Source organism: Virgibacillus kimchii (assembly GCF_055379185.1).
In genome coordinates, this window is sequence record NZ_AP043951.1 from 2090150 (window position 1) to 2102745 (window position 12596).

The 12596-nt window shown below is 41.2% G+C and carries 10 protein-coding genes; 3 read left to right on the plus strand and 7 right to left on the minus strand.

The genetic code is table 11. The features are described from left to right. Positions 1-22: 22 nt before the first annotated feature. The 4 genes from ACZ42C_RS10275 to ACZ42C_RS10290 all read right to left on the minus strand — a co-directional run bounded on the left by ACZ42C_RS10275 (position 23) and on the right by ACZ42C_RS10290 (position 4350). Positions 23-1087 (minus strand): TRAP transporter substrate-binding protein, encoded by a 1065-nt coding sequence (locus ACZ42C_RS10275; protein WP_461180385.1) that lies wholly within the window; start codon positions 1085-1087, stop codon positions 23-25. A 194-nt stretch (positions 1088-1281) separates the two neighbouring features. Next, complete coding sequence (locus ACZ42C_RS10280) at positions 1282-2460, minus strand: M20 family metallopeptidase (RefSeq protein ID WP_461180384.1); 1179 nt, start codon at positions 2458-2460, stop codon at positions 1282-1284. 31 nt (positions 2461-2491) lie between these two features. Beyond that, entirely contained in the window at positions 2492-3658 is a 1167-nt protein-coding gene (locus ACZ42C_RS10285; protein WP_461180383.1) for an LL-diaminopimelate aminotransferase, read from the minus strand. A 20-nt stretch (positions 3659-3678) separates the two neighbouring features. Further along, positions 3679-4350 (minus strand): GntR family transcriptional regulator, encoded by a 672-nt coding sequence (locus ACZ42C_RS10290; protein WP_461180382.1) that lies wholly within the window; start codon positions 4348-4350, stop codon positions 3679-3681. Positions 4351-4521: 171 nt separating this feature from the next. On the opposite strand from ACZ42C_RS10290, the gene ACZ42C_RS10295 reads away from it, so the two are divergent. After that, positions 4522-6192, plus strand: coding sequence for a thiamine pyrophosphate-binding protein (locus ACZ42C_RS10295; RefSeq protein ID WP_461180381.1), 1671 nt, complete (start codon positions 4522-4524; stop codon positions 6190-6192). Between the two features lie 44 nt (positions 6193-6236). Then, positions 6237-7217 (plus strand): hydroxyacid dehydrogenase, encoded by a 981-nt coding sequence (locus tag ACZ42C_RS10300; RefSeq protein ID WP_461180380.1) that lies wholly within the window; start codon positions 6237-6239, stop codon positions 7215-7217. A gap of 162 nt (positions 7218-7379) precedes the next feature. On the opposite strand, the gene ACZ42C_RS10305 is transcribed toward ACZ42C_RS10300, so the two are convergent. Both ACZ42C_RS10305 and ACZ42C_RS10310 read right to left on the minus strand, forming a co-directional pair. Continuing rightward, a complete protein-coding gene (locus tag ACZ42C_RS10305; RefSeq protein WP_461180379.1) occupies positions 7380-8627 on the minus strand; it encodes a Zn-dependent hydrolase in 1248 nt (415 codons plus the stop codon). Positions 8628-8955: 328 nt separating this feature from the next. Continuing rightward, on the minus strand, positions 8956-10566 hold the full coding sequence (locus ACZ42C_RS10310) for a glutathione ABC transporter substrate-binding protein (RefSeq protein ID WP_461180378.1): 1611 nt from the start codon (positions 10564-10566) through the stop codon (positions 8956-8958). 301 nt (positions 10567-10867) lie between these two features. Here ACZ42C_RS10310 and ACZ42C_RS10315 point away from each other — a divergent pair, with 301 nt between their 5' ends. After that, positions 10868-11902, plus strand: a complete 1035-nt coding sequence (locus tag ACZ42C_RS10315; protein WP_461180377.1) for a beta family protein — start codon at positions 10868-10870, stop codon at positions 11900-11902. Here the strand turns inward: ACZ42C_RS10315 and ACZ42C_RS10320 are convergent. Then, positions 11897-12460: a sce7726 family protein gene (locus ACZ42C_RS10320; RefSeq protein ID WP_461180376.1), complete on the minus strand. Its 564-nt coding sequence runs from the start codon at positions 12458-12460 to the stop codon at positions 11897-11899. The two genes, ACZ42C_RS10315 and ACZ42C_RS10320, sit on opposite strands and share 6 nt — an antisense overlap. Positions 12461-12596 lie beyond the last annotated feature (136 nt).

The following is a 12596-nucleotide window of genomic DNA, read 5'->3' on the forward strand; positions in this document are numbered from 1 at the left end:
ACCTTATCTTCATATATTTCTACTATTTATTTTCACGATACTCTTCCAACCATTCCATTGCCTCTGCAACTGCTTCTTCACCAAATAATTCAGGAAATTCATTTTCATAGAGTGGCTCTAATGCTTCCTGAAACGGGGCCAGGTCCGGCTCTGTAATCTCCTCAAAATGAGGTTCAAGCTCTTCAAGCATTTCCTCCTCTATTCCCTGGGTGAATTCACGGGACTCTTCCTGTGCAATATCTGCAGCTTCTTCAATAATTTCCTGTAACTCTGCATCCAAACTGTTCCAAAGCTCCACATTCACAATAAATTTGTTATGGTAATATAGAATGTTGGTCAAAGCCAAATAATCCTGCACTTCATGCATACTGGAAGAATGGATTGGGTCCAGCGGGTTAAACTGTCCGTCTACCACTCCCTGCTCCAGTCCCAAATATACTTCAGTAAATGGCATCGTCGATACAGAAGCGCCAAAAGCCCTGAAAGGTTCGATATATTGAGGACCATTTGGTGCCCTCATCGTTAAACCTTCAAAATCACTTGGCTCATGAATCGGATTACCATTGGTCGTAACATGTGCAAAGCCTGAATCAAGGTGAGCTAACACTTTTATTCCATGATCTTCTCCCATGTCCGCCCATTTTTGTCCCAATGGACCATCGAGAAGTGCATATGCTTCTTCATAGTCTTCCAATAAGAACGGCAGTCCCGGGACCCCGAATTCAGGGATTTCATTACTCATCATGCCGCCGCCCATTGCCTGAAACTCGAGTGCTCCTGTTTGTACCTGCTCAGCCATCTCCTGTTCTGAACCTAATACTTCATCCGGAAAAAATTCAAATGTAACCTGGCCATCTGTTTCTTCTTCCACTATCTCGGCAAATCTGCGGGAAGCAACATCACGGACTGTTCCTTCTCCTGTGTTATATCCAATAGACCATTGATAAGATTCACCACTATAACCAGAACTTTCACCATTTGCTTCATCATCTGGATCTGCAGCGGTCTCCTCTTCTCCTCCACACGCTGCCAGCACCAATATAGAAACGAATAACACAAACCCAAGCATCTGTAGTTTTTTACTCATAATTCTCCTCCTCATAATAAATTATATTAATATAATCTGTTTATTCAGATAATATTTTTTTATCTTTCTCCCATAAGCTTTCATGAATGATTTAGAAAATAATAAGAGCATCACTCCCTTCAAGTAAACGTTTACAAATATATCCATATCTGCTGATTCCTGGATGTCGTATATGACTTCCACACCCTTGCAATCTAATCCTTGAGTAACTTGTGAGCACAATGGATAAACATTTGCATACCCTGTTTCAATGCATCTTCATCGATCGTAAATTTGGGATGATGGTGCGGATAGACAATACCTTTCTCCTGATTTCCTGCTCCGACAAAAAAGAAACAACCTGGAGCTTGTTGCTGATAAGCTGAAAAGTCTTCGGCACCCATCACAGGTTTAATCTGATCCACATCCTTCTCTCCGAAAACTTCCCGGGCAGTATCTTCTACGATCTTTGTAACACCATCATCATTAATAACCGGTCTGTATCCCCTCAAATATTCAATGTCAAAAGTGGCTCCATGCGCTTCTGTGATCCCTTTTACAATTTGCTCTATCTTCTGGGGAACTGATTCCCTCAATTGGGGGTCAAAACTGCGAATTTGTCCTGTCAGCTTTACAGATCCGGGAATTACATTTCGCCGGTAGCCGCCGATAAATTCAGAAATAGAAACAACAAGATTATCAAGCGGGTCGGTATTTCTGGAAACGACATGCTGAATATTTGTGACCACTTGTGCCCCTATTGCAATCGAATCAACTGTTTCATGCGGAAGCGCTGCGTGACCGCCTTCTCCATAAATGGTAATGTAGAACGTATCCGGTGAAGCCATCATAGGTCCATAAGCCACCCCAATTTTTCCGACTGGCAACGGTGACCATAAATGGGCACCAATTACCGCATTAACCCCTTCCATGACGCCAGCAGCCACCATTTCCCGCGCTCCTCCAGGAGAAAATTCCTCTGCATGTTGGAAGATAAAACGGATTTCTCCAGCTATATGGTGTTTTTGTGCAGCTAATATTTTGGCTGTCCCTAAAAGCATTGCAGTATGACCATCATGTCCACAAGCATGCATTTTTCCGGGGATTTTAGATTTAAATGCAAAAGAGTTTTCTTCTTCTATTGGTAAAGCATCTATATCTGCCCGGATGGCGATTACCTTTCCTTTTTTATCTCCGATTAACCGCGCCATAACACTAGTTTTCGTTGGCCGGGAAACTTCCAGATGACCAAAAGATTGTAATGTTTCATAAATAAACTGGGAGGTCTTCTCTTCTTCAAAGGATAACTCCGGATATTGATGTAAATATCTTCTCCACTCAATCACTTCTTCTAAAATCTCATTTGGAACTAAAGTAGTCTTCGAAATCTCCAAAGCACTTCCTCCTTATATCAGGATTTTTTGTTTATATAGATAAATTGGTTTTCATTCGATTGATCGCTTCAAACAGTCGTTCATTCGGTACGGACATGGACATGCGGAAATACCCTTCCCCGGAGGATCCAAATATGTGGCCTGGTGTCACAATCACACCGGTCTGTTCCAGTACTGTGGCAGCAAAGGAATGAGAAGTATACCCTTCAGGTACAGGTGCCCAAATGAAAAAGCTGCCTTTTGGAACTTCAGCATCTATCCCTATACTCTTTAACCCTTTCACTGTTGCTTCCATGCGTTCTTTATAAATAGTATTGTTCTTGGCCACGGACCCCTGGTCACTATTCAGTGCATGGGCAGCTGCTTTCTGTATGGGTGTAAAGACACCGGTATCTGTATTGCTTTTATAGACTGAAAGAGATTTAAGTATATGTTTGTTTCCAACCACGTACCCAATACGAAACCCGGTCATGTTATATGTTTTGGAAAGGGAACCAACCTCTACTCCAATTTCTTTGGCACCATCCACTTCCATGAGGCTCGGTGCTTTATAGCCATCAAAAGTAATCATGTTGTAAGCGGAATCATTAACCAGTACCAAATCGTTTGAACGGACAAATGAAACAGCTTTTTCGTAAAAGGACAAGTCAACAACAGCAGAAGTCGGATTGCCCGGATAGTTTAAAAACATGAGTCTGCCCTGCTTTAACACTTCAGGTGGAATATCTTCAAATACCGGCTTGAACCCGTTCTCTTCCTTCAAAGGCATTTCATGATAATGGCCATGCGCCAGATGGGTTCCCATTCGATATACAGGATAGCTCGGATCCGGGATGAGTACGTATTCTCCTGGATTGATAATGGAAGGAATCATGTGTGCGATCCCCTCTTTCGACCCTATCAATGCAAGCACTTCTGTTTCCGGATCCAGGTCAACCCTATACTGCTGAGCATAAAAGTTGGCCACGGCTTCCCTGAATTCCTGGCATCCAATGAAACTCGGATATTTCAGATTGCGAGGGTCTTTTACCTCTTCAATAAGCTTGTCCACGATATGCTGTGGCGTCGGCAAGTCAGGGTCCCCCACCCCCAAATCAATTACGTCAATTCCTTCCTCAAGCATATCTGCTTTCTGCTTCTGAATTTCTGCAAATTTATACGGTGGAATTTCAGAGATGATTTTAGATTGATATTGCATATGTTTACCCCTTTTTATTCTCAATTTTTCTGCTCATTAACTGTACTTCTTGATCTTTCTTTATTTGTTTTGTATGCTTCGACAGAATTCATATGATGAACCCGCACAAACTGCTCAATTTTATGAAAATCATTTCTCTCTTCTTTGATCAGTCTGATAATCTCCTCATGATCATCAAAACTTTCTTTCACGCGGGAGGGATAAAAAGAAACGCCCATACGTCGGATTGTATTTAAGTTCTTCCAAATCTGGCGGACTTGTTTTAATAATGTCTTATTATTGCAATAAGAGATTAAGTAATCATGAAAATGGCGATTCCACTCTCCCACTTGATAAAAATCAAAGTCTTCCATTGCTTCTTTCATTTTGTTATTCAAATGATTTAACGTTTCCAATTCACTCTCCGGAAAATAGGTTGCACTTAATGCAGTTGCATACCCTTCCATTACGGCCATGACATACATCGTCTCAACGTACTCTTCTTCATCAATCACACTGACTACTGCCCCTGTATACGGCTTAAGTACTACTAACCCATCCGCCTCCAATCTTCGTATTGCTTCCCTTACAGGTATAGGGCTTGAAGAGAGCTCTCTTGCAATCTGATCGATAACCAGACGTTGGCCGGGCGAGTATAACCCATCCATAATTCGTGTTCTTATAAAGTTGTACGCGACTTCTTGCTTATTCATTTTACTTTTCATATATCAAATCATATATTATTTTGTATATTATTTCAATATTCTTTAATAAAAAAATTATTTTTTTATAAAATTGTTTTATTATTCTTTTCTTTCCGTTATAATATATGACATCATATATGATTTTCAATAAACAAAATAATTAAAAAGAGGTGTTTCATCTTGTTAGGCAGAGATTTAGTATTGGAAGCGTTTCGTAAGTATGAAGTAGACTATTTATTTGGTAACCCGGGTACAACCGAATTACCATTAATGGACGGGCTGGTTAATTATCCCGAAATTGAATTTATCGTCTCCTTACATGAGGATATTTGTGTGGGAATGGCAGCAGGATATGCACAGGCTACCGGTAAGCCTGGGGTTGTAAACCTGCATGCTGCTCCTGGTCTGGCCCACGGACTTGGAAATATTTATAATGCATACCGGGCCGGCGTACCTTTAATTGTAACCGCCGGTCAGCAGGATACCAGACTGGCCCTTGAAGAACCTGCCTTATGGGGAGATATGGTTCCCATGATTAAAGATTATACGAAATGGAGCTGGGAAGTGAAAAATGTAAAAGAACTTCCGAAAGTGCTGCACAGAGCTTTCAAAGTAGCTACGACACATCCGATGGGGCCGGTGTTCATCTCTCTTCCATCAGATATTTTATGGGAGGAAGTGGACACAGAGCCAATACCTCTCACTACCATTGCACCGGAAATTCGAGGGGATGCCAACGCCATTCAGGAAACGGTAAACACGTTAAGAAAAGCGGAGAATCCTGTTATTGTTGCAGGGGACCGTGTTGCACACACCGGAGCAGTAGAGGAACTTGTGGAACTGGCAGAATTGATTGGTTCCAAAGTGTATGTTGAACACCAGAGTTCATCTTTGAACTTCCCATATGCCCATCAGCAATTTGCTGGCAGATGTTTGCCAAACGGTTCATTTATTAAAAATGCGCTGGAGGAAGCGGATGCCGTGCTTTTCATTGGGGTGATCAGTCAAGCTCCGTTACTGTATTTTGATCAACCATTGATCGAATCGCAAAAAATATTTGCCATCGACAACAGTGAATGGGAAATCGGAAAAAATATGCACGTCGATGTCCCTATTCTCGGCCATATTAAAACCATCCTGCAGGAAGTGGTGGACAAAACTAATGCTCAACTTACCGAATCGGCACAACAACAATTTGAAAAAAATAAAATGAGAACGCTGACAAACCATGAAGAAAGACTAAAAAGACGTCATCAGGAAATAGAGGATGCCCAAAACAATGAAGTTTTGACTGCAGTGGAAGCTGTGCACACACTGAATGATTATTTGCCTGAGGAAGCGTTCATCGTGGATGAATCCGTCACCTCGGGAAAATATGTTCATGAATATTTACAACTGAAGCAACCGAACAGCCTGATTGCTTTAAAAGGCGGCGGGCTTGGCTACGGAATGCCTGCTTCCCTTGGTGCGCAACTTGGCCGGCCGGACAAAAGAGTAGTGAATGTCATTGGAGATGGTTCCAGTTTGTATTATATCCAGTCCCTGTGGGGTGCAGCTAAATTTAATTTACCAATTATTTTCTTCGTGCTTAATAACCAAAGCTATATGATTTTAAAAGGTGGTCTGGTGAAAATCGGCGGAGAGTCTGCAAAGAAACAGTTTTTTCCGGGCATGGACCTGAACGAGCCGGCCGTTGACTTTTCAAGTGTGGCAAAAGGTTTTGGTATAGAAGCACATACAGTAACGACACGGGAACAACTACATGAAGCACTGAAAACATCCTTTGGACAGAAAAATCCGGTTTTATTGGATATTCATATTGACCCAACAGTAAAGGTATTTCTGAATTAAGAACAACTCTCCCGTTTCTGATGAAACTAAGGAAGGTGATAAGAATGAAAATACTGCAAATACTGGACATGCACCACCCTGATGGCGAAGAAATTTTAAGATCACATGTGGAAGTGATCAAAACAATGAATTATAATCCTGATCATTTAAAGGAACTGGTACAGGATGTGGATGGCATCATTGTACGTGGCCCTGCCCGCATTACAGCTGAAATATTAAATGTTGCACATCGGGTAAAAGTAATAAGCGGAACTGGAAACGGTTACGATAATATTGATGTGGCAGCTGCCACTGAAAAAGGAATTCCCGTATTGCACGCTCCGAAAATCAACCATATCTCTACAGCAGAACATGCAGTTGGTTTGATTTTCGCACTTACAAAAAAAGTGATCCCTTATGATCATCATATGAAAAATGGGAATTTTTCCATTCGCAGCCAGGTAACTCCATTTGAATTAAAACAGAAAAAACTGGGACTGGCTGGTTTTGGTCATATTGCGCAGGAAGTTGCCCGTATTTGCAGTCTCGGTCTGCAAATGGAGGTTTACAGTTATGTCCGCGACATCGATGAGCAAAAAAAAGTAAAGGCCGAGTCGCTCGGAGTCAAACTGACAACGAACCTCGAGGATATTTTTTCAGAATGCGATATCATTTCCCTTCATATTCCGTTAAATGATGCAACAGAGGGGCTCGTCAACGAAAGTCTATTAAGTCTCATGAAACCGACATCTTATATTATTAACACAGCCCGTGGTGCCATTATTAATGAAGATGATTTATACCATTCTTTGAAGGAGAAAAAGATTGCCGGAGCCGGACTTGATGTATATACGGAGGAACCGCCTGCTAAGGAGCATCCTTTGTTCAACCTGGATAATGTTGTGTTAACACCTCATATTGGTGGTTTAACTTTGGAAGCAGCCAAAAAATCCGGTGAGGCTGTAGCTATAAATTTTATCGATGCGCTAAACGGTGGGGAGATCAGGCAAATAGCAAATCCTGAAGTGCTCTCTGCAAGGTTTTGACATGGGAAAGCGTTAATTTATCTCAAATAGAAGCAGATCCGGAGATAGAATGTGTTCCGTACGCTTTAGGATGTTTCCAATATAATAGAAGGTACAGGATCGGGGACAGTTCACCCGGTCCTTTTCCCCTTACCAATTACTAATATTACCTTAGTTCTTCAGCTACTTTAGCTTATCTAATTCCAATATTGTATGCCCTAAAACTTCGGTGCCTTTTTTAATTTGTTCCATCGTTGTAAATTCATCAGGGTGGTGGCTTAAGCCCTCTTTGCACGGGATAAAAACCATGGCAACAGGAGATATCGCTGCCATATGAATGGTATCATGCCCTGCTCCGCTGGACATATTTTTATAAGCATAACCCAATTGTTCACTTGACTTTCTCAACAAGGAAACCAGGCCATCATCAGAGATTACAGGTTGAGAGACAGTGAGTTCTTTGTATTCTACCGCACAGCCTTCGTATTTTGCTGTCTCATTAAATTCAGTTATTAGCGAGGAAATGACCTTCTCCATAGTGATTTCCTGTAAACCCCTGATCTCAAATTGAAATACTACTTCTCCCGGTATTACATTTGCATGATTGGGATAACTGTTAAACACACCAACTGTCCCTACAAGCGAATCATCATTCACCTTATATTCCAATACTTTTTCCCGCAGGCAAACTGCCATCTTAGATGCTGCCACAAGGGCATCCTTCCTTCCATTCAGGGGCACTGTTCCCGCGTGCCCTTGTTTTCCAATAACTTTCACCTGATAACGGCGGATACCTGATATGCCGGTAACCACCCCAATATCTTTATTTTCATGTTCCAATACGGGACCCTGTTCAATATGCATTTCCAGAAATGCTTTTACATCCCCTTTATTTAATAATTGTTTGTTTAATCTTTGTGGTTCTCCCCCCGCTTCTTTTATCATTTCAGAAAGGATACGCCCTTCTGCATCCTGAAGACTTAGTATATCAGAAGTTAAGCGCCCAGCCATCCCTCTGCTGCCAATCGTGCCCGCTCCAAAAGCCGAAACCTCTTCCGCTAAAAAATCAACCACCTCCAACGGATGATTTAACATCATTTCATTTTCATTCAGGGAACAAGCAATTTCAATGGCAGCCATCACACCTGCAATGCCGTCATACCTGCCGCCATTCATGACCGTATCAGTATGGGAACCTATCATTATCGTTGGTAATGAAGGATCCCTGCCATTTCGTCGTCCAATTAAATTTCCTGCCGGATCGATGCGAACGGATAAATTGCATTTTTTCATTTCTTCTGCGAGGAATTCCCTTCCTTTATGATACGCAGCAGTAAAAGATCTCCTCGTATATGATGTACCAGGCTCATGAAACTGCTCCAGCTTTTTCATTCGTTCTTCCATTCTTTCTGCGTTTATTCCTTTCAGCAAATCGGTCACCTTCCTCTCATTATTTAGTAGACTCCAACATTGACTGAGGTTCAACATCCACAGGCAACGTTTTCATTATAATTACACAAAATAAAATCTAGTGCCCTGCATGCCTATACTTCCCATGAAAACAGGCAATAAAAAAGACCATGCATATATAGTAATTATGCATGGTCTTGGAAGTCAGGTATATTAATTATATCTTCATAGTAAAAGAGTTGTGAGTTACCATAGAGCACCCCAACCTATCACGGTAGAGAAGCAGTGTTTATTTTATTCGACATATTATGACAAAATTCGGGGAGTGACAGGCACCACTCCAATCAGCCTACTCCAAATAAACATCCTTTAATTCCAGATACTGTGTCGGCAGCTGTGACAGGCCTTTCACGTTATCACTCACACCCATCAAGTATTCCGGATAACTGATATTAATCGCCGGTGCGATGTCCACGAGCAGCTCTTGGATGTCACTGTACAGTGCCATGCGCTCTTCCACATCCGTTGTTTGACGTGCTTCATCCAGCAGGGCATCCAGTTCCTCATTTTCTGTGAACGTCCGGTTACCCGGTGCCCCGACACTGTTCGAATGGAACAGGGAATAAACGGAATAGTCAGGATCCCCCGTTCCGCTCGTCCAGCCAATGACAAACATATCATGTTCCCCGTTGGCGGTCTGCTCGAGGTACGCACCCCATTCCAGCACCTCTACTTCCGCATCAATGCCAATCTCCTGCAATTGGGATTGAACGTTAACTGCGGTATCCACCTGCTCCCGTTCATCATCAGTCCAAATCGTCGTGGAGAAGCCATCTTCATAACCGGCTTCAGCCAGCAATTCTTTGGCACCTTCAATGTCATGCGCATAGTATTCCACATTTTCGTCATGCCCCTCGATATCGACCGGGATTGGCGTATTGGCAGGAACACCATAGCCTTCGAAAATGCCGTCAATAATCATTTGTTGATCCACCGCCATCGATATTGCCTGGCGAACGAGCTGATTGTCAAAAGGCTCCTGGGCCATATTAAAACCGACATAGGTGTACCTGACAATACTTTGCTCATGTACAGATACCCCATCCGTCGTTTCGATCTGGTCCACATCCGACGTGCTGAGCGGGCTTGACACATGGCTTTCCCCTGTGCTCAGTTCGGCAATCCGGGTCAAATCTTCATTCACGACTTTAAACCGGACGGTATCCAGTAAAGCAGACCCATTCCAATAATCCTCATTTTTGGATAAATCCACGTATTCACCTGCAACCCATTCTTCAAATTTAAAATATCCCGTGCCAATCGGGTTTTCATTAATGATCGTTCCCGGTTCTGCACCGTCTTCCATGGCCGCATAATCTTCTTCCACCACTTCCAGTGAAACGATACCGCTTACAGGGTGCGCAAAATGAGCCGGAAGTGGTGCAAATGGATAATCCGTTGTCAGCCGGATCGTATAATCATCCACGATTTCAATGTCATTTATCATCTCGTACAATGAAGCCTGGGACGAACCAACATCCGGATCCAGGATACGCTCAATATTTGCTTTCGCTACCTCCGCATTAAACTCTGATCCATCGTGAAAAGTTACCCCTTTCTGCAGCTGAAACTCCCATACATCATCTTCAATTGCTTCCCATTCCGTGGCAAGCCCCGGTACAAGCTCCAAATCCTCATTTTGCTTTACCAGTGTTTCAAAAATATTCCGCTGCACATCATAGGACGAAATATCATTGGAACCATTCGGATCCAGGGATACAACATCAGCTCCCTTGGCAATGATCAAATCGCCGCCTTCTCCCCCGGCAGCTGCTTCTTCCCCATTATCCGCACTGCCTTCATCCCCACTCGTTTCCTCCGGCTCGCTCGCACAAGCCGCAAGCAGAAAACCAATGGAAAGAATAAAAGCAATAATTCCCCATCTTTTAAGTATGTTCATCTCTGTCTTCCTTCCCCCTGTTGTGTTTTTTTAATAATGAATTATTTGAAGTTTATACTAAAGCGGGGGAGATTTCAACAAATTTCTACAAATTTCGCTATTTGCTAATAGTCTTCTTTTTATTTATGGTGGATCTTACTTAACAGATCCTCATTCCGGCAAAAAGGATCAATTCCATAGTCGATTGATTACCATTTCATTAGCAACTGAAATTATTATAATTTTACATTTTTTGCAGGGATTCTTATTTATTTGTCGAATAGGTATATTGAACCAGAAAATAAAACCAAGGAGGATTTACATGTCTTATTACCCAGTGTTGAAATTGTCCAATGCAGAAATGGGTGCTTTATCCAATTTGAAAGAAGGAACAAAAAAACTAATTACACCTATTATTGAATCAAAAATGATTCCTGCAAAGAAACAAGAGGATTGGCAAGCAACCTTTAGAACTTTAGGCACTTACACAGCAGAAAAAGCAGGTGAAACTCGTTTTATATACGATTTCCATTCAGCATTTGAGAAGATTGGCGAAGTTCAGCAGTTAATTGATGCAGAAAGTGGAAATAACTTAGTGCAACATTGTATTGAAAAATTGGAAGAGGCCGGGCAGGATTTTATACCTTGTTTGCATTTTGATGCACCATCCTGGATGATCGACACCCTACTTCATTCCAAGCAGCGAGAAATAGCTATTAGGATAAGGTGCCATGACTTCAATAGCCCCATAGAAGAAATAATAGCTGAAAGAATAACAGATAAAATCATTAAACAAGCTACCAATAAAAACTTCATTGTTCTATTGGACTTCTATAATTCCTCCATCAATGAAAATAGGATAATGACTTCTCTTAAGAACTTTTCTACGATTAAAGCTGATAAATTTGTTTTACTTCTCACATCATGTCCAGAAAATGCTGATGCAGCACCAGCCAATGCCTTTTCACTCAGCAATAGCAGAGATGATATTAAAACTTATTTCAAATTTAAAAAAGCCTATCCTGAATTAGAATTCGGTGACTACACCGTTAGATTAAAAGCTCCATTAGAAAACGTCCAGATAAATTACTATAATACCTACCTTAAGATCTTTTATTCCTCTGAAGACGAATATTATATTGGCAAATCTACCTTACTACAAGACAAAGGCATTGAGACATTTCAGGATGTCTGTGAAGAAATTGTTAATAGCGATGTATATAAAAATCCAGAATTTTCATTTGGAGATAAAGCCATACATGATTGCGCTGAAGGCAGTCTTGAAATAAATAACCATGTGAAACCTATTGAATTTGGGATCAATCATCACATTGAACTAACTGCAAGACAGTTATAAATCCGGTCTCCAGTTTTCACGGGTTTTCAAGGCTTCATATACATGTTTTTTTATTATAGGAATATCAACTTCTTCTGAAAAAATTTCAAGAAGTTGATGTTTCTTTAATTTTTTCATACGCTTCGGATAACCAATAACATCAATGAAATCTTCCAGGTCTTTTTTCCATAGTAACCGAAGCAAACTATCTTTATCCTGGTTAGATTGCTTCCTCCCCCTTCTTCTTTCAATTAATCTTGTTCCATCATGACTGATTATCTTGATTCCCCACCACTTAGGTACTAAGTCGCAAATTTGTCGATAATATTTTCTCGATGTAACAATTGTCATCCTTTCAAATAATTTATTATAGTATGTAATTTGCCTCGGCAACCGATCTAACGTATCAAAATCACTCTTGATTTCATAGCCATGTATCATTCCGTTAACTACAGCTACATCAACCCTGGACTCTCCATTATTAATTCCCAGTTCATTTATTATCCTGGTGTCGGGGTCATTGTGATATTGCGTATCCAGTTCATCTAATAATAAACTTCTTACTCCCCTATCGTTCAAGAGCATTTTTCTCACCTCAGCTATATTATTATAAAGCTTATTAAAAATTTCAAGTGTTGATAAGGATATATTCGAATTTAATTATAGAATGGGCACATACACTATGAAATTAAAGTTGACCCCGTACCTTGTTCGT